Source organism: Fructobacillus tropaeoli, assembly GCF_001047135.2.
In the GTDB taxonomy this organism is placed as follows: Bacteria; Bacillota; Bacilli; order Lactobacillales; family Lactobacillaceae; genus Fructobacillus; species Fructobacillus tropaeoli.
Genome location: NZ_DF968083.1, coordinates 1 through 22,130, shown reverse-complemented (window position 1 = coordinate 22,130; position 22,130 = coordinate 1). Strand labels below are relative to the sequence as shown.

At 45.5% G+C, this 22,130-nt stretch carries 26 protein-coding genes; 24 read left to right on the top strand and 2 right to left on the bottom strand.

The window, feature by feature from the left end; genetic code table 11:
- The first annotated feature begins 5 nt into the window (after positions 1 to 5).
- The 15 genes from yqeK to AOQ32_RS05480 all read left to right on the top strand — a co-directional run bounded on the left by yqeK (position 6) and on the right by AOQ32_RS05480 (position 13,292).
- Positions 6 to 590, top strand: coding sequence for a bis(5'-nucleosyl)-tetraphosphatase (symmetrical) YqeK (yqeK, locus tag AOQ32_RS05550; protein ID WP_059393953.1), 585 nt, complete (start codon positions 6 to 8; stop codon positions 588 to 590).
- A 12-nt stretch (positions 591 to 602) separates the two neighbouring features.
- Entirely contained in the window at positions 603 to 977 is a 375-nt protein-coding gene (gene rsfS / locus AOQ32_RS05545; RefSeq protein WP_047974302.1) for a ribosome silencing factor, read from the top strand.
- A gap of 78 nt (positions 978 to 1,055) precedes the next feature.
- Positions 1,056 to 1,820 (top strand): class I SAM-dependent methyltransferase, encoded by a 765-nt coding sequence (locus tag AOQ32_RS05540; protein WP_059393952.1) that lies wholly within the window; start codon positions 1,056 to 1,058, stop codon positions 1,818 to 1,820.
- Positions 1,817 to 2,998 (top strand): nucleotidyltransferase, encoded by a 1,182-nt coding sequence (locus tag AOQ32_RS05535; protein ID WP_059393951.1) that lies wholly within the window; start codon positions 1,817 to 1,819, stop codon positions 2,996 to 2,998. The genes AOQ32_RS05540 and AOQ32_RS05535 overlap by 4 nt, the downstream gene beginning before the upstream one ends.
- A gap of 4 nt (positions 2,999 to 3,002) precedes the next feature.
- The gene (locus tag AOQ32_RS05530; protein ID WP_059393950.1) at positions 3,003 to 3,566 is read left to right on the top strand and encodes a YceD family protein; all 564 of its coding nucleotides are present in this window, start codon (positions 3,003 to 3,005) and stop codon (positions 3,564 to 3,566) included.
- Positions 3,567 to 3,666: 100 nt separating this feature from the next.
- Positions 3,667 to 4,356: a response regulator transcription factor gene (locus AOQ32_RS05525; RefSeq protein ID WP_047974306.1), complete on the top strand. Its 690-nt coding sequence runs from the start codon at positions 3,667 to 3,669 to the stop codon at positions 4,354 to 4,356.
- Between the two features lies 1 nt (position 4,357).
- The gene (locus AOQ32_RS05520) at positions 4,358 to 5,461 is read left to right on the top strand and encodes a sensor histidine kinase (protein ID WP_047974307.1); all 1,104 of its coding nucleotides are present in this window, start codon (positions 4,358 to 4,360) and stop codon (positions 5,459 to 5,461) included.
- Positions 5,462 to 5,612: 151 nt separating this feature from the next.
- A complete protein-coding gene (yidC, locus tag AOQ32_RS05515) occupies positions 5,613 to 6,560 on the top strand; it encodes a membrane protein insertase YidC (protein ID WP_059393949.1) in 948 nt (315 codons plus the stop codon).
- A 17-nt stretch (positions 6,561 to 6,577) separates the two neighbouring features.
- On the top strand, positions 6,578 to 7,351 hold the full coding sequence (locus AOQ32_RS05510; RefSeq protein WP_059393948.1) for a TrmH family RNA methyltransferase: 774 nt from the start codon (positions 6,578 to 6,580) through the stop codon (positions 7,349 to 7,351).
- Between the two features lie 52 nt (positions 7,352 to 7,403).
- Positions 7,404 to 7,640 (top strand): preprotein translocase subunit SecG, encoded by a 237-nt coding sequence (gene secG, locus AOQ32_RS05505; RefSeq protein ID WP_047974310.1) that lies wholly within the window; start codon positions 7,404 to 7,406, stop codon positions 7,638 to 7,640.
- 71 nt (positions 7,641 to 7,711) lie between these two features.
- A complete protein-coding gene (gene rnr, locus AOQ32_RS05500; protein WP_059393947.1) occupies positions 7,712 to 10,207 on the top strand; it encodes a ribonuclease R in 2,496 nt (831 codons plus the stop codon).
- Positions 10,208 to 10,238: 31 nt separating this feature from the next.
- Positions 10,239 to 10,703 (top strand): SsrA-binding protein SmpB, encoded by a 465-nt coding sequence (gene smpB / locus AOQ32_RS05495; protein ID WP_059393946.1) that lies wholly within the window; start codon positions 10,239 to 10,241, stop codon positions 10,701 to 10,703.
- Positions 10,704 to 10,911: 208 nt separating this feature from the next.
- Complete coding sequence (gene rny, locus AOQ32_RS05490; protein WP_059393945.1) at positions 10,912 to 12,468, top strand: ribonuclease Y; 1,557 nt, start codon at positions 10,912 to 10,914, stop codon at positions 12,466 to 12,468.
- Between the two features lie 130 nt (positions 12,469 to 12,598).
- The gene (locus tag AOQ32_RS05485) at positions 12,599 to 12,973 is read left to right on the top strand and encodes a DUF948 domain-containing protein (RefSeq protein ID WP_047974314.1); all 375 of its coding nucleotides are present in this window, start codon (positions 12,599 to 12,601) and stop codon (positions 12,971 to 12,973) included.
- Positions 12,974 to 12,986: 13 nt separating this feature from the next.
- On the top strand, positions 12,987 to 13,292 hold the full coding sequence (locus AOQ32_RS05480; RefSeq protein ID WP_059393944.1) for a hypothetical protein: 306 nt from the start codon (positions 12,987 to 12,989) through the stop codon (positions 13,290 to 13,292).
- A gap of 140 nt (positions 13,293 to 13,432) precedes the next feature.
- On the opposite strand, the gene rnhC is transcribed toward AOQ32_RS05480, so the two are convergent.
- The gene (gene rnhC / locus AOQ32_RS05475; protein WP_059393943.1) at positions 13,433 to 14,383 is read right to left on the bottom strand and encodes a ribonuclease HIII; all 951 of its coding nucleotides are present in this window, start codon (positions 14,381 to 14,383) and stop codon (positions 13,433 to 13,435) included.
- Positions 14,384 to 14,531: 148 nt separating this feature from the next.
- Here rnhC and AOQ32_RS05470 point away from each other — a divergent pair, with 148 nt between their 5' ends.
- The 4 genes from AOQ32_RS05470 (at position 14,532) to AOQ32_RS05455 (ending at position 19,069) form a co-directional block, all read left to right on the top strand.
- Entirely contained in the window at positions 14,532 to 15,053 is a 522-nt protein-coding gene (locus tag AOQ32_RS05470) for a CvpA family protein (RefSeq protein ID WP_059393942.1), read from the top strand.
- A 19-nt stretch (positions 15,054 to 15,072) separates the two neighbouring features.
- Entirely contained in the window at positions 15,073 to 17,472 is a 2,400-nt protein-coding gene (locus AOQ32_RS05465) for an endonuclease MutS2 (protein ID WP_059393941.1), read from the top strand.
- 151 nt (positions 17,473 to 17,623) lie between these two features.
- Positions 17,624 to 17,971: a hypothetical protein gene (locus AOQ32_RS05460; RefSeq protein ID WP_047974319.1), complete on the top strand. Its 348-nt coding sequence runs from the start codon at positions 17,624 to 17,626 to the stop codon at positions 17,969 to 17,971.
- 15 nt (positions 17,972 to 17,986) lie between these two features.
- Positions 17,987 to 19,069, top strand: coding sequence for a hypothetical protein (locus AOQ32_RS05455; RefSeq protein WP_059393940.1), 1,083 nt, complete (start codon positions 17,987 to 17,989; stop codon positions 19,067 to 19,069).
- Between the two features lie 56 nt (positions 19,070 to 19,125).
- Here AOQ32_RS05455 and AOQ32_RS05450 read toward each other — a convergent pair whose 3' ends face one another.
- Positions 19,126 to 19,455 (bottom strand): hypothetical protein, encoded by a 330-nt coding sequence (locus AOQ32_RS05450; RefSeq protein ID WP_059393939.1) that lies wholly within the window; start codon positions 19,453 to 19,455, stop codon positions 19,126 to 19,128.
- Positions 19,456 to 19,736: 281 nt separating this feature from the next.
- Between AOQ32_RS05450 and gmk the strand changes: the two genes are divergently transcribed.
- Genes gmk through AOQ32_RS05425 form a run of 5 tightly spaced genes read left to right on the top strand, consistent with a single transcriptional unit; the run spans position 19,737 to position 21,956 of the window.
- A complete protein-coding gene (gmk, locus tag AOQ32_RS05445) occupies positions 19,737 to 20,336 on the top strand; it encodes a guanylate kinase (RefSeq protein WP_059393938.1) in 600 nt (199 codons plus the stop codon).
- 11 nt (positions 20,337 to 20,347) lie between these two features.
- The gene (gene rpoZ, locus AOQ32_RS05440; RefSeq protein ID WP_047974323.1) at positions 20,348 to 20,563 is read left to right on the top strand and encodes a DNA-directed RNA polymerase subunit omega; all 216 of its coding nucleotides are present in this window, start codon (positions 20,348 to 20,350) and stop codon (positions 20,561 to 20,563) included.
- A gap of 1 nt (position 20,564) precedes the next feature.
- Positions 20,565 to 21,143, top strand: a complete 579-nt coding sequence (locus AOQ32_RS05435) for a peptidylprolyl isomerase (protein WP_059393937.1) — start codon at positions 20,565 to 20,567, stop codon at positions 21,141 to 21,143.
- A 47-nt stretch (positions 21,144 to 21,190) separates the two neighbouring features.
- On the top strand, positions 21,191 to 21,571 hold the full coding sequence (locus tag AOQ32_RS05430; RefSeq protein ID WP_059393936.1) for a CvfD/Ygs/GSP13 family RNA-binding post-transcriptional regulator: 381 nt from the start codon (positions 21,191 to 21,193) through the stop codon (positions 21,569 to 21,571).
- 10 nt (positions 21,572 to 21,581) lie between these two features.
- Positions 21,582 to 21,956, top strand: coding sequence for a hypothetical protein (locus tag AOQ32_RS05425; RefSeq protein ID WP_059393935.1), 375 nt, complete (start codon positions 21,582 to 21,584; stop codon positions 21,954 to 21,956).
- Positions 21,957 to 22,130: the final 174 nt, after the last annotated feature.

Genomic DNA, 22,130 nt, shown 5'->3' with positions numbered 1-22,130 from the left:
AACAGATGACAGCTTTTGAAGAAGAGTTGCATGCAGTTGAAAAAAAGGTTTCGGCCCAGCTTTCAGATGGCCGGTTCCAACATTGCTTACGCGTTTCAGACTATGCCCGTAAGTTGGCTCAAGAAAATGGTGTTGATGAGAACCAAGCGGCATTGGCCGGTTTGGTCCACGACTACGCCAAAGAACGGCCAGCTGAGGACTTTTTAGCAGCAATTGACCGTTTTCACTTGGATCCTGATTTGAAAAACTGGAGCCGAGCTATTTGGCACGGTGTTGTTGGGGCAGAAATGATTCAAGATGAACTGGGGATTGATGACCCAGCCATCCTAGATGCAGTTCGGTTGCACACAACTGGAGACGGTGTTGAGATGCCGACTTTAGCGAAGATTGTTTTCATGGCCGATTACTTGGAAACTGGTCGTGATTTTCCCGGTGTCAAAGAGGCCCGAGAAATCACGGATAAGTCCTTGGACCGGGGTGTGTTTTATCAATTACAGCACACCCTCTCGTTTTTGGCCGAGAATGGTAACGTGATCTATCCCAAGACCTTCACCAGTTATAATGACTGGGCTCGTCATTTTGCAGAATAAGAAGGAGTTTACATGACAACCATCAATTCAAAGGATTTGTTGCAAACAGTCGTTTCCGCCATTGATAGCAAGCACGGTGATCGCATCACCGCCTTAGATATGCAAAAGGTATCCTTGCTGGCTGACTACTTTGTGATTGCATCGGCGGGTTCTAGCCGCCAGGTGCAAGCGATTGTCCGTGAAGTCAAGGAAGAAGTCCAAAAGGCCGGGGGACAGGTACTCAATATTGAGGGCTACGACCGTGCCGAATGGGTTTCATTAGACCTCGGTGATATTATCGTCCATGTTTTTGATGAAGAGTCTCGTGATTTCTACCATCTGGACCGCCTTTGGTTCGATGCTGAAAATGTCGACTTAACGAATTACCTCGCAGAAGAAGTATATTAATCAATCAGTAAGATATCTGGCTGGGGGTTGGTCTTTGATGGACTGGCCACCAGCCAATGTTGTTTAAGTGAGAAAAAGATGACTGACGAAAATAATGCACCATACCAAACCTTTGCTAGCCTCTATGACAATCTCTTCGATGGTGATTTGTACGTGGACTGGCAGCACTATGTAGAAGACCATCTACCCGCTAGTAAAATTCTTGATTTGGGTGGTGGCGCTGGTCGCCTGGCTGTTTTATTGGCGAAAAAAGGCTTTACAGTTGATCTCTTAGATATGGCACCCGCCATGCTCTCCTTGGCGCAAAAGCATGCCGAAGAGGCAAATGTTGACCTACGTTTATTGGAGGCCGATATTCGCGATTTTTCAGATTGGGAAGAAAAGTATCCGGCCATTGTTTCCTTTGCGGATACCTTTAACTACCTGCCTGGGAAAGCTGATTTTCAAGCGGGCCTTAAGCAGGTTTACGATCACTTGGAGCCCGGTGGGACCTTCTTATTCGATGTCATTACGCCCTACCAAGTCAATGTTTTGTATGACAATTACTGCTATAACAATGATGATGATCCGGACCAAATCTTTATGTGGACTAGTTTCCCCGGTGAAGAAAAGAATTCCGTTGATCATGATTTAAAGTTCTTTTTGTACAATGAGGATATCGATGCCTTTAACCTAGTGCGCGAAGTTCATCACGAACAGACCTATGATATGGCTTACTACCAAAAGGCCTTGCGCAAGGCTGGCTTTGACCAAGTAGAAATCAGTGCTGATTTTGGCCGTAAAACAGCTGATGATCAGGATGATCGCTGGTTCTTTGTGGCTCATAAAGGAGGAGTATCATGAAAGCAGTCGGTATTATTGCAGAATATAACCCCTTCCATAATGGCCACGCCTATCATATTCAAAAGGCCAAAGAGCTAACGAATGCTGATTTAGCAGTAGTGGTGATGTCTGGCAACTTTGTCCAGCGTGGTGAACCGGCCATTTTGGATAAGTGGGAGCGGACCAAACTGGCTTTGGCTGCTGGTGCCGATTTGGTGGTTGAATTACCGGTCTTTTATGCGGTGCAACCTGGCCACTTGTTTGCAGCTGGCGCCATTCAAATTTTGCAAGCGCTGGGTGTTAAAGACCTGGTTTTTGGTTCGGAACACCCGGAAGTTGACTTTCTGGATTTGGCCAAGCAAGCCTTGACTATCGAAAGCGAAGGGCAGTTTACTGACCGGACTCAGACCTATGCTTCGGCCTACGCTCAACAGCTAGAAGAGCAGACTGGCTTTAAAATGGAAGATCCAAATGATATTTTGGCATTTTCCTATGCCAAAGCCGTGGTTGCGAGTGGTCAGGAAATGCAATTGCACCCAATTGGCCGTTTGGAAGCGAGTTACCATGATCAGACCTTTGAGGAGGGGCAGACGATTGCTTCGGCCTCTTCAATTCGACTTGCTCTTCACAAGGGCAAGTTTGAAAAAATCAAGCCAGTCGTTTCTGACCAAGCCTTCGAGGCCCTGTCAACAAAGCCAACCGCTTTAGCGTTTGAAAAGCCCTTCTTTGAGTTGCTTCGCTACCGCCTGTTGACTGATACGGTCGGTCAGCTAGGCCAGGTGTACCAAATGGCCGAAGGTTTGGAACACCGACTGGCGGGTGTTGCAGCTGCTGTTGAAGGACCACAGTCTTACCAGTCCTTTATTAAATCAGTAAAGACTAAGCGCTACACCTTTGCTCGCATTCAACGAACGTTGTTGTACACACTTTTGAACATTAAGGTCGATCAAATGCAGGCCGCGATGGCGGATTCTTATATCCGCTTGCTCGGCTTTAATGATTTGGGCCAGGCCTATTTGAGTGAAGTCAAGCGAACAGTAACGCTGCCAATTATTTCAAGAGTCGACATGTCCTTGGCGAAAGCTAATTTACGACTCGATTATAAGGCCGGACAAATGTGGCAGATATTAGCTGGTCAAACCCATGCCAAGCAGGGGCAAGACGTCGGCCGCAAGCCAATTTATCAAGGTCAGGAGTAAAATTATGAAGTATGCCAAACAACAATTAGCAAAGTTTCAACAAAGCCCATTAGTAATTGATGAAAAATTAGACCTACAATATTTGATTGATGAGCGTTTTTCTGATTTAATTATTAAGGCGCCATTCGTGCAGGTTAAGGGGACCATTAAAACATTGGCAAACGAAGACATCATTTTGTCTGCCAGTGTCCATGCTGATTTAATCCTGCCATCATCACGGTCACTTGCACCGGTTGATTGGTCAACTGCTGTTGATATCCATGAAACCTATGTGGCTGATGAAGAGCGCTTACAACGTTTTGATGAGGATGAGACAGTTTTTGTTTTAGAAGAAAGCAGCCTGGACTTGGATTCGGTTATCTTAGATAATTTGGTAGCCGTTTTGCCAAGTCAAATTTTGACCACAGAAGAGGCCGCAGGGGCAGACCTGCCAACTGGTCAGGACTGGCAAGTTATCTCAGAAGAGGACTTTGCCAAACAAGAACAAGAAAAGAAAGAAGAAGCAACAGATGAGAAACAGGCTCTTGATCCCCGCCTGTCGAAACTGGATGATTTCTTTAAAAAATGAGAAAATTTTGACGTTTATGGTAGAATAAGATTAGAACTTATTCATTTTTGTTCGATGGCGCTTGAGCTATTGAGCATCCAGGGACGTCGTGAGGGAAAATATGAGTCGGATTTTAATTGTAGAAGATGAAGAAAACTTGGCGAAGTTCGTCAGTTTAGAGCTAAAGCATGAAGGTTATGACGTGGAAACGGTCTTAAACGGCCGCGAGGGCTTGGACAAGGCCTTAAACGAGGACTTTGACCTAATCTTGCTTGATTTGATGTTGCCAGAATTAAATGGCTTTGAAGTCGCTCGTCGCTTGCGTGAAGTGAAGAAGACACCGATTATCATGATGACGGCCCGTGACTCCGTGATTGACCGAGTTTCAGGTTTGGATTATGGTGCTGATGACTATGTTGTCAAGCCGTTTGCCATTGAAGAATTGTTGGCCCGCGTGCGGTCACTTTTGCGTCGAATCGATATTGAACAAAACCCAGCAGATAAGTCACCTTCGATTATTCGCTTTAAGAACTTGCAACTGGAAAAAGAAAACCGGATTGCCCGTCGTGATGATCAAGTGATTAACTTGACGAAGCGTGAATACGATTTGCTGTTGCTATTGGTTGAAAACATTAATGTTGTTCAGTCACGCGAAAAGTTACTCAAAGAAGTTTGGGGCTTTGACACACAAATCGAAACCAACGTTGTTGATGTTTATATCCGTTACTTGCGTAATAAGTTGGATGATCCAGAATCAAAGACTTCTTATATCCAAACTGTTCGTGGAACGGGTTATGTAATGCGGAGCTAAGATGAAAGCAAGCAAGCAGAAAACAAAAGATGTCTCACCGACCCTTTCAATCCAGACGTTATTGACGCTGGCCTTGTCGGTGGGTTTTTTACTATTGTTAGCCGTGATCTTATTTTGTTTAGACCTGATTTTAGGCCCAAATATTCATGGTGAAACGATTGAGAAGCTGAGCCATTGGTGGGCTTTTCTAGTCATTGTCGCCGTGATTTGGACGATTTGCTTGTCTTGGATTTTGGCTCAATTTTTGGTGCGCCCAGTTAAAAAGTTACAAGAAACGATGCTGGCCTTTGAAGAGGACCCTGTGACAGATGACCGAGTCAAGCCGGTTGCCTACAATAAGGAACTCAATGACTTGGGGCAGGTGCAAAACGAGACGATGGATAAGGTCCAGGGCCTTATCCACGCTCAGCAGGATTTTGTTTCAGATGTCTCGCATGAATTGCGGACCCCAGTGGCCATCGTTAAGGGACATTTGGAGCTGTTGGAACGCTGGGGGAAGGATGATCCAGAGGTCCTAGAAGATTCCATTCACTCTTCCTTGTCTGAGATATCTCGAATGGAAACCTTGGTCAACGAAATGCTGATGTTGACTCGAGCAGAAAACTTAACGGTCAGCAGTCAACCCGAAAAGACTGAGGTGGCACCCGTTTTGGAACGGGTTTACCACGACTTGCAGATGGTCCATCCAGATTTTTCGTGGACATTGGACAATGCTTTGGGGGCTCCGGCTGAAGTGGCAGTGCGTTCAGATCATTTGGAGCAACTCCTGATTATTTTGATCGACAATGCTCTGAAGTACTCAACCGACCGGAAGGAAATTCACTTGGCTTTGGCGGAATCCGGTTCTTGGGTTGATATTGGCGTCCAAGACTTCGGTCAAGGAATTGCCGCTGAGGACTTGGATCGCGTTTTTGATCGTTTTTACCGTGTCGATAAGGCGCGGGTGCACCAAACTGGTGGAAATGGTTTAGGCTTGAGTATCGTGAAAAAGATGGTCGCCGCCTATGGTGGCCAGGTTCAGGTTGAATCAGCGCTTGGTTCCGGTTCGGTTTTCCGGTTGCGCTTCCCGCTGGTGAAAGAAACAGATAACCATCAAAAAGACTGATTGGCTGATTGGCTATTAACTTCCAATTTTGGGAGTTCTGGCGTATCAACGAACTAGTCTTTTTTATTTGTATTCAGAAAAGAAAGTTTTTCGCGAACATTCTTGTTATAATGTTTAAGACTAATTAAATTATTAAAAGAGGAATTTTTTCATGAAATCAGCAAAGCGGACATTCACGATTTTGTTTGTCCTGTTAGATATCTACTTAATGACCGGTGGTTACGGCGTTCATGGCCGAATGTATCGGTTTGTTTCGACACCAATTGCTCACATTTTGACGGAGATTGCCAAGTGGGTCGGCGGTGTCAACGCCATTGGTTGGGCCATTATTATCTTAACGGCGATTATTCGTTTAATCCTGTTGCCAATTTTTGTTAACCAACAAATTAACACGACAAAGTCATCATTAAAGATGCAAAAGTTGCGACCAGAGTTGGAAAAGGTTCAAGCGGCTGTGAAGAGTGCCAAGACACCAGAAGAGCAGCAGGCGGCTTCGATGGCCTCAATGTCCTTGTACCGTGAGAATGGTGTTTCGATGACCGGTGGGATTTCCTGGTTGACGATGGCCATTCAATTGCCAATCTTTTCTGGTTTGTACCTGGCTATCCAACACGCTGATGGCCTGAAGACGGCTACCTTCTTTGGTTTACCTTTGTCAAAGCCTGAAATCTTGCTGTCACTGGTCGTCTTTGTGATCTATGCCGCTCAAGCATACTTGTCATTGATTCACATGCCAGCTGAACAAAAGAAGACAGCCGGACAAATGTTGTGGATTTCACCAGTAATGATTGCTGGGATTACCCTGATTTCATCTGGGGCCTTGGGTCTTTACTTTATTGTTGGTGGAATTACCGTTGTTTTGCAAGCATTCATCGTGCATTTGATGTATGCTAAGTTAGAGGACGACGTGGATAAGAACTTTGTTCTTAAAAAGGGTGCCGATGATTTGTTGAGCCAACCAGCTTCCGCTGCCTTTGGGACAAATCAGAATCGTGTTCGCCCCGAAGATTTGCGCCCTCGAGATGTAACAAATGATGACAAGAGCCAACAATCTGGCCCACGAAATGCCGGCAAGCAACAACGCCGGAACGAGAAATAATTAATAAAGGACATATAATGGAACGAATTTTATCCAAACAAAATGCCAAAGTGAAAGCTTGGGCCAAGTTAGCCACAAAAAAGGGACGGCTTGAGCAAAAGACTTACTTGCTTGATGGCTGGCACCTAGTGCAGGAAGCTATCAAAGCGGGGGCAAAGTTCCACGCTATCATGGCAACAGAAGAGCAGATGGCAGAACACTTGCCAGATGTTCCCCATGGTGTGCCTGCCTTTGAAATTTCAAAGGAAGTTGCTGTCCATATTGCTGGGTCAAAGACGCCACAGGGAATCTTTGCCGAAGTAACCTTACCTGAAAAGACTTTTGATCCTGCCTATGTCCATGATGGCCTTTGGCTCTTCTTGGATGCCATCCAAGATCCAGGGAACGTTGGGACCTTAATCCGAACAGCGGATGCTGCTGGCTTTAAGGGAGTTGTTTTGGGTGAAGGAACTGCTGATGCCTATGCACCGAAGGTTGTTCGTGCTATGCAAGGTTCACACTTCCATTTGGAAGTTTTGCAGGGGGACCTAAACGATTGGATTACTGCTTTTGAAGACAACAACTTGCCCGTTTACGGTTCCGAATTGAATGAGGAAGCCAAGCCATACCAAGAAATTCAAGGGTTGTCGGCTGGTGCTTTGATTGTTGGAAATGAAGGTCAGGGCATTAACCCTGAATTCGCCAAGAAGACAACGGCTAACCTCTACATTCCAATTTTGGGTCAAGCAGAATCATTGAACGTTGCCGTGGCTGGCGGAATTTTGATGTTCCGGCTGAGCCTTGGAAATTAAGGCGAGTTCTGCTATACTAAGAAATATGAAATAGCGAGTGGAGGCGGTCATTGTGACGAATATTCTCACCATCCTTTTGCTGGTTGTCGGTTTTCTGTTAGTCGTGACAGTCATGATGCAGCCAAGCAAACAACAGGATGCTTTGTCAGCTTTGTCTGGTGGAGCAGCCGATTTATTTACCGAGCGAAAGTCACGCGGCTTTGAAGCCGTGTTGCGTCGGGCAACAACCATTTTGGGAGCCATCTGGTTCATTATTGCCTTGGCCTTGATGTATATTGCCGCTCATTAATTGAAAGGTCAGTTTACTTTTTTGTAGACTGATTTTTTATTTACCATTTTTAGGAGAACATTAAGAAAATAATGGAATTAAAACAATTAAAAGAACAAATCGCGGGCTTTTTGAAGGCCAATTCAACTCAGGCCTTTACGGCACAAAACTTGGCTGACGGTCTGCGCATGAATGATGCAGCCGGTTACAGACAGGTAGTTGGGGTCTTGGACCAGATGGTCGTTTCTAAGATGGCTAAGCAGGTGGGCGATGCCTATCAATACCAAGCAGTAAGCGGTGAAATTGAGGGTGAATTTAAGGCCAATGACAAGGGCTTTGGCTTTGTCCGCTATGATGAAAACTTACCCGACTACTTTATCGCCCCTGACAATACTGGCCAGGCAATGCAAGGCGATACTGTTCGCGTTTCGATGGTGAAACCGGCACAGTCTGAAGACCGCGGTCCTGAAGGCCGCGTTGAAGAAATTATTGACCATGCCTACCAACGCCTTGTTGGCATTTATACGGCAGGCTCACAACAAGAGGGGGCCCTGGGTCAAATTCGTTTAAACGATAAGAAGGCGGGCTCTTATCAGGTTTTGGTGCAAAAAGCTAAGGATGGCTTAGAATTGCACGATGGCCAGGTAGTGGTGGCAGAAGTCGACCGCTTTGCTGACCGTGTTCACCCTAAGCAACTTTTGGTTTCCGTGACCCAAATTTTGGGTTATGAAAATGAACCCGGCATGGATATCATGCAAATTGTTGAAAATAAGAAGGTACCGAACCACTTCCCCGATGAGGTCATGGCTGAGGCCGATGCGATTCCAAATGAAGTGTTGGAAGAAGATTATCAAGGCCGTCAGGATATTACTGACCAACCATTGGTAACGATTGATGGTGCCGACACCAAGGATATTGACGATGCCGTCGTAGTCTGGAAAAAGGATAACGGCAATTACCACCTTGGTGTCCATATTGCGGATGTTTCTCACTATGTTCGTCCTGGTTCAGCCATCGATAAGGAAGCTTACAACCGAGGAACGTCTGTCTATTTGACAGACCGAGTAATTCCAATGCTACCGCAAAAGTTGTCAAATGGGATTGCTTCTTTAAACCCAGACGTCAACCGCTTGGCTATGTCCGTGGAGATGGAAATTAACCGCGAAGGCCAGGTTGTCAAGCATGAAATTAAGCAATCAGTCATTCGTTCTCATGCACGAATGACCTATACGGCCGTGAACGAAATCTTGGCCGGGGATGATCAGACCCGAGAAGAGTACAGCGGTTTGACTGACATGTTTGATCAAATGGGTGAGTTACACCAAATTTTGTATCAAAAGCGTGTTCGCCGTGGTGCGATTGAATTCGATACGCCAGAAGCCTCAATTGTCGTTGATGAAAACGGGAAGGCGATTGACGTGGTTGTCCGCGAACGAGGGACGGCCGAAAGAATGATTGAATCATTTATGTTGGCGGCCAATGAAACCGTGGCTGAACACTATGACCGTCTGAAAGTACCGTTCCTTTATCGAATTCACGAAGTGCCAGATGAAGAACGGGCACAGTCCTTCTTCGAGTTTAGTAAGGCTTTAGGACACCCTGTCAAGGGAGATCCTGCCAAGGTTACGCCAATGATGTTGCAGACCTTGATGGAGCAAGTCAAAGATGATCCAGCCGAGCAAATGATTTCAACGATGATGCTACGAGCAATGAAGCAGGCCAAGTATTCACCGGAACCACTGGGCCACTTTGGTCTTGGTGCTGATTACTATACGCACTACACCTCACCAATCCGGCGTTATCCTGATCTGACTGTTCACCGCTTAATTAAGTGGTATGCCAAAAATGGTACAGGTGCTGAAGCGCAAGAAAAGTATGCCTCTTCATTGGGACAGATTGGAATTGATACCTCAACGCGTGAACGTCGGGCCATCGATACGGAACGATTAGTTGATTCGATGAAGAAGGCCGAGTACATGGAAGACAAGGTTGGCATGGAATACGATGGTGTTGTCAATGCTGCCCTCAAGTTTGGCCTCTTTGTTTCCCTGGAAAACACGGTCGAAGGTTTGGTCCATATCTCAAACCTAACGGATGACCACTATGAGTACGATGAAAAGCATGCTGCTCTAATTGGTCGTTCAAAGCACCATATTTTCCAGATTGGTCAAAAGGTCAAAATCAAGGTCATTCGTGCCAATAAGGAAGAATCAACTGTTGACTTTGTGCTCTTGAATCCTGAGGAAGCACCAACGACCGATATTCGGGTACCACAACAAAATCAGGGGAAGTTTGGCCGTGACCGCAATGGTCGTGGCAACCGTCGTGGTGGCCAGAATAAGGGTGCTGGTCATGGGAACGGCTCTAGCCAGAAGTCGAACGGTCATGGTTCAAATAACCGTTCCGGTAGCGGTAACCGTCACCATGGCGGCCAGAACGGTCAGAAGCCAGCTGGTAGCCAACAACGCAATCACGGTGGTAATCGTAGTGTTAGTGGTCATAACTCGAATCACTCAACCAAACCAGGCCAACAAAAGAATGGCTCAAGTAACGGGAAACACCAATTTAAGGTTAACCATCGAAAGTAAGCAGTTTTAAAACTTGCAGAAGGGAAGCCGGATGGCCAAAAAGAAAATCAAAGACGATCCAGCCCTGGCGCAGAACCGCAAGGCTCGCTTTAACTATGCGATTGAAGAAACCCTGGAGGCCGGGGTTGTTTTGACTGGAACCGAGATTAAATCAGTTCGAGCCGGTCAAATTACGATTGGGGATGGTTTTGTGACTATCAACAATGGTCAAGCAATCCTCACCAATGTTCATATTGCGGCCTATGAAAATGGTAATCAATTTAACGTTGATCCTTTACGCAACCGGGTGCTACTTTTGCACAAAAAACAAATTGCCCGATTGAACGGGTTGGCAAAGGAACCCGGGGTAACCATTGTGCCGTTGAAGGTTTATCTGAAGCGTGGTTTTGCCAAGGTTTTAATTGGTGTTGGTCGTGGAAAAAAGCAATATGACAAGCGCCAATCAATTAAAAAGCGCGACCAGGAACGAGATTTAAATCGTCGTTTTAAAAATTAAGGATAACAGGTCTGTTCTTGTGTCATTTAAGAACAGACCTGTTTTCATTAATTGTGCTTTTGTTTTGATTTTATCGAAGATTTTTAAAATATTTTATTTAAAAAAACAAGAAAAAGACATTCTCTTTTCTAATTGACCCAAAGACTATTTTTGTCTATACTAGAATTGTGAATTGAAAAAAATTCACTGCTGAAAGGAAGAAAATACGATGGGTATGATTATTATTTCAGCATTCTTTGCTTTGATAATCGGCTTGGCTGGTGGCTATTTTGTAAAACAAATCTTAGACAAGATGCGTTTCAATAGCGCCAAGCAGGTTGCAGCAAACATTTTAAAACAAGCAAATGATGAAGCCAAAAGTATCAAACGGGATGCAGAAGTTGACGCAAAGGACTTGGCCCAAAAGTACCGTCATGAAGTGATTGAATCACTGTCAGGTCGGGAAAAAAAGGTCGAAGCCCAAGAAAGTCGTCTGCAGGACCGGACAGATACTTTGGATCAAAAAGACGCAACTTTGAACCAGCGAGATGCTTCGCTGATTCAAAAAGAGAACCAGGTACAAAGCCAATTAGCAGAAGCCACAAAAAAGGCTGATGCTGCACAGGCTACTTTGACTGCACAGGAAGAGAAGTTGCAGGAAATTGCGGCATTGACTCGAGAACAGGCCAAGGATCAAATTCTAGCTGAAACGAGTGCTCAGTTGGATCGTGAACGAGCAGCTTTGATTCAAGAGTATGAAATTGATGCTAAAAGCGAGGGCGAAAAGCGGGCAAGGAACGTGGTAGTGGAAGCGATCCAGCGTTCGGCTGCTGACACCGTTTCAGATGTCACGGTTTCCGTTGTGAACTTACCTGGTGAGGAGATGAAGGGTCGGATTATTGGTCGTGAAGGCCGCAACATTCGGACGCTTGAGGCATTGACTGGGATTGATTTGATTATCGATGATACGCCAGAGTCAGTTGTCTTGTCAGGGTTTGACCCCCTGCGTCGCCAAATTGCTAAAAACGCCTTAGAGGCTCTGATTTCTGACGGGCGCATTAACCCAGCTAAGATTGAAGAAGCTGTTGAAAAGGCGCGTCGCCAAATGGATGAAAATATTCGACAAAAGGGTGAGGAAGCCGTCTTTGAACTAGGACTGCGTGGCCTACACCCAGACTTAATTAAGTTAATTGGTCGAATGAATTATCGGACATCATACGGACAAAATGTCTTGCAACACTCAATTGAAGTGGCGAAGATTACCGGTTTGATGGCTGCCGAATTTAAAATGGATGTTGCACAAGCAAAGCGTGCTGGTCTCTTACATGATATTGGTAAGGCTGTTGATGCGGAAGTTGAAGGTTCTCACGTAGAACTAGGCGTTCGCTTAGCTGAGAAATATCAGGAAAAGCCAGTGGTTGTGAATGCCATTGCCGCCCACCACGGCGATACGGAGGCAATTTCACCACTAGCAGACTTGGTCGCAGCTGCGGATGCAATTTCTGCTGCTCGTCCAGGTGCTCGATCAGAATCGCTTGAAAACTACGTGAAGCGTCTGACCGACCTTGAAAATATTGCGGATGGTTATCAGGGTGTTAAATCAGCCTATGCTATCCAAGCTGGTCGAGAAGTTCGCGTGATTGTTGAGCCTTCAAAGGTGACCGACATTCAAGCAACGGTTTTGGCCCATGATATTAAGGCCGAAGTCGAGGAACAACTCGAATATCCGGGTCATGTGAAGGTGACAGTTGTTCGAGAAACGAGAGCAGTTGATTACGCTCGTTAATGAAAAGCCCTTTGGGGCTTTTTTATTTGAGGGACTAAATTAATGTCTGAGCCTGCAATAATGTTTCAAGTCTGCTACAATAGGAGCAAATCACCTGTCCTTTATTGAAACGAGAGGAGAATCTCACTTTATGACTATTGGAGAACTTTCAATTTTAATTTTTGCCTTAGCATTTTTGCTTTTGGTTGTTTTTATCGGTATTTTTTTGTTGCGATTAACCCGATCGGTCAGCATCTTGACAACTGATATCGATACCATCGCCCGCTCTTCTAACGAGGTCTTGGCGAACACAAACATGTTGTTGGATGATGTCAACGATAAGATGGCGACGCTAGACGTTACTGTTCAGGCTGCTGCTGATTTATCACAGACAGTTTCCGATTTGAATGGTTCGGTTCGAAAGGCATCAAATAACTTAGCGGGGATGGGGACAATCTCAAAGGCTGGTGCTACGTTAGCATTGTCGAAGGTTTTCGGTCTCTTTTCTAAAAAAAATAAAAAGTAACGGAGGAATTGCTATGTCAAAAGCAACGAATGGCATTTTTGCTGGTTTCTTGTTTGGTCTTGGTGTCACTGCGGCCTACAAGTTGATGCATGAAGAACAAAAGGATGAGCTTAAAGAAAAGGTTCAGGCGAAGGCCGACCAGGCGAAGCAGGCTGCTAGTCGCGTTCAAGACAATTTGGCGCCCTATGTTTCGAAAGCCAAGGAAACCTTGGCTGCTAAGAAGGCAGAACTGGCCAATCAAGTGGTTGATCAGGAAGATCAGGACCGCAATGATATTGAAATTAGTGAACACGACTTGTCTTTAAACGATGACAAGTAAAGAAAACCACTAGGCAGGTGATTCTGCTTAGTGGTTTTCTTGTCGATAAAATTTGGTTTGGAATAGAGTCGCTTTGGGGGAGTGTTTTGGTTTAAGCGACCGAGAGTTCCTGGAACCTTTTACCGCTCACTAGCATTAACTCACCCGCGGGCTAATTTTTCAGCCTTTTTGGTGTTGGCGAAGTGGACCTTGGCAAAGTGGTTCAAGTCTTTTCCCTCTTTGATAAGGCGGCTAGCAACGCGGTCTGCTTCCTTACCAGCACCGATTGGTAGGTGAATACCGGCTTCCTGGCTCAGTTCGGCCATTGAAATCAGTTCGACGTAGCGGGCGAGAATAGAAGCCGCGGCGACGGCTAGGTGGTACCGCTCACCCTTGGTGGTGAAGTAGACCTGATTTTCCACGATTGGCTGCTGGTGGTTCTTTTTTAGATAGCGAAAATAAGAATTGGGTGTGACGAATTGGTCAATTAAGAAACCATCCGGTTTTGTCGGGCTGATTTTTCCGAGGACGGTTGCTAAAACAAAGTTGTGCGAAAGGGCCTTCATTGCCACCACGTTTTGTCCGCTTTGTTGCAATTGGTTGTACTTATCCGGCATGAGGTTGACGACGTGGTGCGGGAGGCGTTCGATGATCTGAGGGGCCATGGCCTTAATTTTTTCGTCGGTCAGTGTCTTCGAATCAGCGATACCAAGGCTTTTGACCCAGGCATTTTGGTCTTGTGGTACATAAACGGCCGCTGTTGTTAGTGGACCAAAGTAGGCCCCGGCACCAACTTCGTCAGAACCGATGACGCTCCAATTTTGAAAGCCAGCAGGAAGATTTTGGCCAGGTTGATCCTGCTGGGGTCGTACCTTGACTCTTTTTTCACCCCTTTTACTGAGGTCTAATTGCTGATCAGCCCACCGGTTTGCCTCTAGATTGGCATTTTTGCCTTGGAAGAGCACTTTACCGGAATGGTAAGCTGTGATGGTCGTCTCATTTGTTTGGGCCTGGAAGAGTGCGCCAGCCGGTGCTGATTCTTTCATGTGACCTGCATAGTAGTCCTGACATTTCTTAATGGTTGCCTTTGACAAGGATAGTACGCTTTGCATTGAAGCCCGCTTTCTTCTTGGTAAATGGGGTAGTAACCACTTAATTATAGCAGTTTTAATGGTATAATTGACCGTATTAAGTATGTGAATTGAGCGCATTTGGTTGGGGGAGAGCCAGATAAAATCGCGCCGAAATAGGAGCTTGAAAATGATTCTTTCACTGATTTTTGCTGTTGTAATTTTCCTCATGGCCTTGTCCGGATACCGGGAAGGCTTGGTCCACGTCTTGGCCCGTTTAGCGATTTTTTGTTTGGTCTTTTATATGGCCACGGTTTACTCCAAGCCACTCGCTGATCTCTTCTCCAACTGGGTTTCGGGCCAGTTCTCTCGTCCAGGTGTGCCAGAAGAAGTTTCTCGTCAAGGAACCCAGTTCTTATCATCGGGCTTGGCCTTTATGGTCGTGATGGCCTTGGGTTCTTTTGTTGGCCACTATTTATTGCGCCCCATCCGCTTTATCCGTCGTTTGCCAATTTTAGGAGCACTTGACGGCCTGTTGGGTGGCATCTTGTATTTGGGAATCGGAGTTGTTTTAAGCTTTGTTATTTTGCAGGTCTTATCGGTTGTCCCCAATGCCTGGCTGCAGATGCAGTTTAGCCAAAGCCCAATTTTAAATCAGTTTTTGAACACCACGCCGGTTCTTTCGAACCAGATTTATCAGTGGTGGCTTTAAGTAATAAGGAACAAATAGTATGAATAAAAAAGTCTTACAGACATTAGAATATGAAAAGGTAAAAGACCAACTGTATCCCTTTATTCAGACCGAACAGGGACAAGTCCTAGTTGATCACTTACAACCGTCTTCTGATTTTGACCAGGTGTCTGCCTGGTTGCAGGAAACCAACGAGGCCGTGTTGATTGATCGATTAAAGGGCGGCATGTTGTTGCCGGCCTTGGTGGACATTAAGGATCAGGTTCGTCGATTGGAAATTCAGGCAAGCCTCAACGGGGCGGAAATTGTCAGTTTGGCCCAAGTGTTAACTGCTACCGCCGCAATTGCTCATTTCTTTGAAAATATTCAAGATGATGATTTGGCGGGGTCAGTAGACCGTCTGGCTGCTAAAGCGGCCGACCTGGTACTCTTGCCCGAATTGACGGCTCAGGTCAACAAGGCCATTGATGAGACGGGGCAAGTATTGGACAGTGCTTCTTCGGCGCTGGCGAGCCTGAGAAGGCTAATGACGGGGCATGAGAATGCTATCCGGCAGAAGCTGCAGGGGTACACGCGGGGAAAATCAGCCCAGTACCTCTCGGAACCGATTGTCACAAAACGGTCGGACCGCTATGTTTTGCCGGTGAAGGCCGAATACCGGCACCAAATTCCAGGGGTTGTCCATGACCAAAGCCAAAGTGGTCAGACCTACTACATTGAACCGCAGGTGGTGGTTGAATTAGCCAATGAATGGTCAGAATTAAATGTTTTGGCCCGAGCTGAGGAAAATCGGATTTTAGCTGAACTCTCTGCTGAACTGGCCCTGCATAGTGAAGACCTGGTCACCAATGCTTTGATTTTGGGCCAATTGGATTTTGCCAACGCCAAGGCACGGTTAGCGAAAAGCCAAAATGCTCAGGCACCAGCTCTGTCAACCGACCAGTCGGTTGTCTTAAACCAGGCCTGGCACCCGTTGATTGGTGAAAAGAAGGCCGTTAAAAACGATATTAGTCTTGGCATCGACTACCAAACATTGATTATTACCGGACCGAACACCGGTGGAAAAACCATTACCATCAAGACGTTGGGACTTTTGCAGCTTTTGGCTCAGTCGGGACTCTTTATTACGACCGGTCGGCCATCGACGGTAGCGGTCTTTGACCAGATTTTTGCTGATATTGGGGATGAACAGTCAATTGAGCAGAACTTATCCACGTTCTCCTCACATATGGCTAACATCAAGCAGATTTTGCAACAGACCAATGACCAATCCCTGGTCATCTTTGATGAATTGGGAGCCGGAACGGATCCGCAAGAGGGGGCCGCATTGGCCATGGCAATTTTGGATCGGACGCGCTCTTTGCAGGCCAAAACCATCGCTACAACCCACTATCCAGAATTGAAGCTTTATGGTTATGACCGTCCAGAAACGGAAAACGCCTCCATGGTCTTTGATGTGGAGACGCTCAAGCCTACTTACCAGCTCTTAATTGGTGTACCAGGACAGTCAAATGCCCTGGCTATTGCCAAGCGCTTAGGCTTTGACGATGAGCTGTTGGCGGATGCCCAATCATTGGTGAACCCTGAGGACCAAAACTTGAATAAGATGATTCAGGACCTGGTTGACCAGCGCCAATTGGCCAAGGGCGAGCGAGCTGATTTGGCAAAGAAGACGGCTCAAGTTCAAAGTGAACAAACACTCCTGGAAGAAAAGACGTTAAAGTTGGAGCAAAATCAGGCCAAGGTCATGATGGATGCCAAGAAGGAAGCTAACCACTTGGTTGCGAAGACCAAAAAAGAGGCTGACCAATTAATTGCCGCTATCCGCAAGGAACGCTTGGCCGGTGGCCAAAAGGCTGGCTTGTCCGAGCAGGATCTGCAAAAGCAAAAGCAGGCAATCTCTTCCTTGCATCAAAGTGATCACTTGGAGAAAAATAAGATTCTCCAGAAGGCTAAGAGGGCCAAGGTGCTTGCTCCTGGGGATGATGTGGTGGTTCAATCCTATAACCAGCAGGGAACTCTGGTGAAAAAGCATAAGAATGGTCAGTGGGAAGTCCAATTGGGCATCTTAAAGATGCTGGTTGACGAAGACGACCTGACGAAGACTGAAGCAACTGCTAAGGCCCAAAAGGAAAAGCAGAAGCAGCACCGACAAAAGGTTGCTAAGACGGCCCACAGCAGTTCAGCAACCGGCCGCGTGCAGGCTAAGCTTGACTTGCGTGGCGTTCGCTACGAGGCAGCCATTACTGATTTGGACCGGTACTTGGATACGGTAGTTTTGGCCAACCTCTCTTCCGTGGAGATTATTCACGGAAAGGGAACCGGTGCATTACGCAAGGGTGTCACTGATTTTCTGCGGTCCGACCGTCGGGTCAAGGACTTCCATTTTGCTTCCGCTAATGCTGGCGGGGATGGTGCCACGATCGTGACCTTGCGCTAAGGCCTGATTTGGATTTGGTCAAGGTTGAAAAATCAGCCTTGCAGCAGCTCAATAATCCCGTCTTTATTTATAAAAGGCGTGCTTAGTCCTGATGTTAGTAACGTATTTAATCCGCCACCAATTACTTGAAACAACGAGAAGGGAAGACAACATGTCTGATAAGTACCCAGCCGGAGAATTTTTATCCGCACTATTTTTATACGCCCGCGATTTTAACTATAATCACTTGGTCTTTGAAGCCAACCGCTTTAAAGTGTCTGTGAACTTAGTTCGTCGCTCCAATACCTACGGGAATGCGGAGCTCTTTTATGCTTCTGCTGATCCTAAGAGTTTTGCACCGGTCATGTCGGCCATTAACCAGGCCATCGAAGTGGCAGAACTTGAAGGTGACTTGCAGGCCAAGGTTCAAACACCGAACTTAGAGCGTAAGGAACAAATTTTCCAATTTAAGCTGCGTGAGTTTGGTCACGGACGTTACCAACTCGATTTATCAATTTAAGGTAGGAGGCTCAATGTGAAACAAGGAAAGTCCGCACAAATTAAAGCATTTAAACACCAAAATACAAAGCACAAGTTTCGTGAAAATAAGAAGTTAGCACCATTTGATTACAATGAATTTGCTGGTTTCTTGCGGGCACGGTTCTTTTTGACCAAGAATAATACCTATCAACCAGCTGTCTTTGAGGCGGCCTCATTCTTCTTAGATGACTTGATTGCCACCATGGTGCAGCAGAATTTTTCTGCCTTTACGAGTGATGAACGGGTAATCGTCAACTTAAACGAGGCGATGCAAGCCACTTTGGTTCAGTCAACGGACCGTGACTGGCGCTACTTTGTCTTGCTGACGCCAGTTTTGTATGATATCCAAGCCTTTTTGGCCAAGGAAGGGCAGGTTTCACCACGTTATGGCGTGCAAACGACTAAGTTTGATCCAAATTTCTGGAAAATGATTATGCGAACGGTCATGGCGGTGAATTACTTCCGTTTCCAGGGCCAGGATGTTGCCAAGTTGATGAGTGAGTCATCAGCAATCGATGACTTGCAATTTAAATTCTTAAAGCAAAACGGGGATGCCGATGACTTTGACCTGGAAACGATTCAGGAAGTCTTTCGCGGGTTAACGGTTACGTTACCTGATTTAAAAAATGCCGATGCGAAGCCTTTGACACCTGCTTTAACGGCGGACCAACTGGAAGAAGAAATTGCCTTTGGCAAACGGATGGTGGAAACCTTCCAAAAGACATCGACGGCCGGAGTGGTGTCGGATCAGGAAATGGCGCTTTTGCAGGCCTTACACCAAGGATTGGCAGAAAAGTTCCAGGCTGATCACCACCAGTGGACGGCTAGCTTGATTGATACCTTTGTCAAAGAGGACCTCTTTGACTATTGGCAACCGGTTTTTGACTCGTTGGATGGTTTAGGGGGCGAGATTACCCGCTATTTGCAATTCTTAGCTAGTAAGAAGGCCGTGACGGACTTTAAGAAGATGGAAGCTGGTCTAACTGGCGTTGACCATTACCTGGACGTTGCTGCCTTAAATAAGCTCTTAGGACAGTTGACGATTGCTGACGTTGAAGAACTAGTCCAAGAAAAGTAAAGATAAAAAAATGCCTGCTGGTCTTCAATGAAAACCAACAGGCATTTTTAGCAGAATTATGAAAATGAGATATGGCGCAAGAGGTCTGGCATCAATTGGTGAATTTGCTTCGTCTTTTGATCCTGAATCAACAATGCGCCGGCTGGCGTCTGAGATAAGACGCCATGGAAGTCCTGGATTTGTTCTTGGTCAAAGCCATAGTTCATTTGGACGTCCACCGGTTCTTGGAGATTAATGGCCAACTCTAAGCGAGTAATGAGTTCTTGGCTATTTTGTTGCTGCTTCAATGGAACGACAGCAAAGTGTTCGCGTAAGCGGGCAAAGACATGCTTGCCTTGCTTAATGATTTGATTGTAATAAGTCCGGCTATCAAGATTGACTTGCATGAGACCGCCTCCTCTTTCACTGTTGCCTTTAGTATACGAACAAATGTTTGGTATTGCAAGTGCTTTTCTTGGTTAAATTTTTATTAAGAACTAGTTTAAGGCTGATTTAAAGGCGTTTAGGGCTTTGTTCCCCTCAGGCGAACAGACTTTCTAAAATGTCTCTGGGAAGGTTAGAATTAGGTTGACAAATCAGTGGTTACTTGAGCCCGTCATTGAATAATGAGAAAAATTCTGGTAAAATACAAACATTAAAGTAGATTTTGATGTTAAAGAGGAAGAGCATGACACAACGTGGTTTGTTAATCGTCCTTTCAGGCCCATCTGGTGTCGGAAAAGGAACAGTTCGTAAGGCAATCTTTGAAGATGACGGTGTTGATTTCCGTTACTCCATTTCAGCAACAACTCGTAAGCCACGAGTTGGTGAAGTGGACGGCCAGGATTACTTCTTTGTTTCCCGTAAGGAATTCGAGGAAAAGATTCAGGCAGGTGACATGTTGGAATATGCCGAATACGTCGGTAATTACTACGGAACGCCACGTTCTTTCATTGATGAAACTTTAGCTTCCGGTAAGGATGTTTTCTTGGAAATTGATGTCCAAGGGGCCTTGCAAGTGAAGACAAAAATGCCAGAAGGGGTTTATATTTTCTTGACCCCACCTGACATTAAAAATCTCCGTACCCGATTAGAGGGCCGAGGAACTGATTCGCCTGAAGTCATCGACCAACGTGTTGAAGCCGCTAAGGACGAATTGAAGAAGATGATCAATTATAATTATGCCGTCGAGAATGATATCGTCGAGTTAGCCGTTGACCGAATTAAGGCAATTATTACTGCTGAACGTTTGAAGGTTAGCCGCGTATTTAATCAAATTGCGGATTAAAGGAGTAGCACATGTTATTGTATCCATCAGTAGATAAGTTGTTAGAGCGAGTTGATTCACGGTATAAGTTGATTGCCTTAGCTTCAAAGCGCGCCCGTGAATTGGATGCCGGGATGCCAGCAACAAAGGTTAAGTTTGATTCCAACAAATCAGTTGGGCAAGCTCTAGAAGAAATTGAAGCAGGGGATGTTGTCATTAACCCTGTTGTTCAGGATGAAGGAGAATAAGATGGCTGATTTTCCACAGTTAGATTTGGCGGCAAAAGAAGCACAAGCCACTTTGCAAACCAACTATGGTGATATTGACCTGATTTTCTTTGAAGAACAAGCACCTAAGGCAGTCGAAAACTTTTTGACCCACGCCAAGGAAGGTTACTACGATGGCGTTATCTTCCATCGAGTGATTCCTGATTTTATGATTCAAGGGGGAGACCCTGAAGGATCTGGTCGCGGTGGTGAAAGTATTTGGGGCAAGCCTTTTGAAGACGAGTTCTCAGATGACTTGTTTAACCTTCGCGGTGCTTTGTCAATGGCGAATGCTGGACCAAAGACGAACGGATCACAGTTCTTTATTGTTCAAGCGAGTCATTTTCCTAAGCAAATGAAGGCAGCCCTCAAGGGATTGCCAGAAGAAATTCAAACTGCCTACCAAGAAAATGGGGGAACCCCATGGTTGGATGGCAAGCACACTGTCTTTGGTCAAGTTGTGGCTGGGATGGATGTTGTCGATAAGATTGCTAAGGCGAAAGCAGACTATGCTGACCGCCCAATCGATGATATTGTCATTGAAAAAGTCGTCCTTCACTAAAAGTGTTGGGCGCTTTTTGCTATAATGAGGACAGTAGGAGAAAAAAGATGCCTTATAAAATTGGACAGCTGGTGACAGGAACAGTTACCGGTATTCAGCCCTATGGTGGCTTTATTAAATTAGACGAGCAAACGCAAGGTTTGGTTCATATTTCGGAGTTCAAATCAGGGATTGTTAAAAATTTGAACGGCGAATTGAAAGTCGGTGACCAGGTACAGGTGATTGTATTGGATATTGACCAGTACACTGGTAAAATTTCCCTCTCTCTTCGTCAGGTGGGCATCATGCCACTCAAGGACACGCCAATTATTAAAAACAACAGCGTGAAACGACATTTCTGGACGAACTATCACTTGGACTATGGTTTTGAACCAATTGCGTTAGCCTTGCCAGGTTGGATTGAGGAAGCAAAGAAAAGAATTAGCTGAGGAGTACTATATGACAATGGTAGCAGCGACGGTTATTGCATATGACCACGATATTCCCTATTTTTTAGTCCATCAAAAAGATTCAGGTGATCATTTTTGGGCAGTGAAGGTTCACCATCATGAAGAAAAGACTTCTTTGGGGACGATTCTGTCTGCCTTTCAAAAGATTGGGGTGACTAATTTTGACGATTGGCGCTTGGGTGAATTGGCCACTGCAGTCGAAGATGAAGGCCATGCCGAATCGTTATACTCCTTTCATGTGACTGATTATCAGGCATTACAGAAGCAGTTACCGAAGGAATTGGTCTTTAAGAGTGCTGATGATATCCGTGAATTGTTGACAACGATTCAGCCATCAACATTCACATCCTTTGATGCTAGTTAAATATTAATGGATGATTCAATAATCAATAGCAATAATGTTCGTATTTTATCCGTTAATAAAAGGGCGAGAGAAAGTATCTTTCGCCCTTTTAGAATCTCTTTAAAAAACATGGAAAAAGTGTTGACGAGTAAGAAGGTAGGCGCTATACTATTTATTGTTCGTTACGAAGCAAAC

Bases quoted from the DNA above. Each gene is read 5' to 3' on its own strand.
- AOQ32_RS05430 (WP_059393936.1), top strand. From the start codon at position 21,191: ATGCCTTATAAAATTGGACAGCTGGTGACAGGAACAGTTACCGGTATT.
- AOQ32_RS05510 (WP_059393948.1), top strand. From the start codon at position 6,578: ATGGAACGAATTTTATCCAAACAAAATGCCAAAGTGAAAGCTTGGGCC.
- rny (WP_059393945.1), top strand. From the start codon at position 10,912: ATGGGTATGATTATTATTTCAGCATTCTTTGCTTTGATAATCGGCTTG.
- AOQ32_RS05460 (WP_047974319.1), top strand. From the start codon at position 17,624: ATGTCTGATAAGTACCCAGCCGGAGAATTTTTATCCGCACTATTTTTA.
- rsfS (WP_047974302.1), top strand. From the start codon at position 603: ATGACAACCATCAATTCAAAGGATTTGTTGCAAACAGTCGTTTCCGCC.
- smpB (WP_059393946.1), top strand. From the start codon at position 10,239: ATGGCCAAAAAGAAAATCAAAGACGATCCAGCCCTGGCGCAGAACCGC.
- AOQ32_RS05530 (WP_059393950.1), top strand. From the start codon at position 3,003: ATGAAGTATGCCAAACAACAATTAGCAAAGTTTCAACAAAGCCCATTA.
- AOQ32_RS05540 (WP_059393952.1), top strand. From the start codon at position 1,056: ATGACTGACGAAAATAATGCACCATACCAAACCTTTGCTAGCCTCTAT.
- AOQ32_RS05480 (WP_059393944.1), top strand. From the start codon at position 12,987: ATGTCAAAAGCAACGAATGGCATTTTTGCTGGTTTCTTGTTTGGTCTT.
- rnr (WP_059393947.1), top strand. From the start codon at position 7,712: ATGGAATTAAAACAATTAAAAGAACAAATCGCGGGCTTTTTGAAGGCC.
- AOQ32_RS05470 (WP_059393942.1), top strand. From the start codon at position 14,532: ATGATTCTTTCACTGATTTTTGCTGTTGTAATTTTCCTCATGGCCTTG.
- rpoZ (WP_047974323.1), top strand. From the start codon at position 20,348: ATGTTATTGTATCCATCAGTAGATAAGTTGTTAGAGCGAGTTGATTCA.
- gmk (WP_059393938.1), top strand. From the start codon at position 19,737: ATGACACAACGTGGTTTGTTAATCGTCCTTTCAGGCCCATCTGGTGTC.
- yidC (WP_059393949.1), top strand. From the start codon at position 5,613: ATGAAATCAGCAAAGCGGACATTCACGATTTTGTTTGTCCTGTTAGAT.
- AOQ32_RS05525 (WP_047974306.1), top strand. From the start codon at position 3,667: ATGAGTCGGATTTTAATTGTAGAAGATGAAGAAAACTTGGCGAAGTTC.
- AOQ32_RS05465 (WP_059393941.1), top strand. From the start codon at position 15,073: ATGAATAAAAAAGTCTTACAGACATTAGAATATGAAAAGGTAAAAGAC.
- AOQ32_RS05485 (WP_047974314.1), top strand. From the start codon at position 12,599: ATGACTATTGGAGAACTTTCAATTTTAATTTTTGCCTTAGCATTTTTG.
- AOQ32_RS05535 (WP_059393951.1), top strand. From the start codon at position 1,817: ATGAAAGCAGTCGGTATTATTGCAGAATATAACCCCTTCCATAATGGC.
- AOQ32_RS05520 (WP_047974307.1), top strand. From the start codon at position 4,358: ATGAAAGCAAGCAAGCAGAAAACAAAAGATGTCTCACCGACCCTTTCA.
- AOQ32_RS05435 (WP_059393937.1), top strand. From the start codon at position 20,565: ATGGCTGATTTTCCACAGTTAGATTTGGCGGCAAAAGAAGCACAAGCC.
- yqeK (WP_059393953.1), top strand. From the start codon at position 6: ATGACAGCTTTTGAAGAAGAGTTGCATGCAGTTGAAAAAAAGGTTTCG.
- AOQ32_RS05425 (WP_059393935.1), top strand. From the start codon at position 21,582: ATGACAATGGTAGCAGCGACGGTTATTGCATATGACCACGATATTCCC.
- AOQ32_RS05450 (WP_059393939.1), bottom strand. From the start codon at position 19,455: ATGCAAGTCAATCTTGATAGCCGGACTTATTACAATCAAATCATTAAG.
- rnhC (WP_059393943.1), bottom strand. From the start codon at position 14,383: ATGCAAAGCGTACTATCCTTGTCAAAGGCAACCATTAAGAAATGTCAG.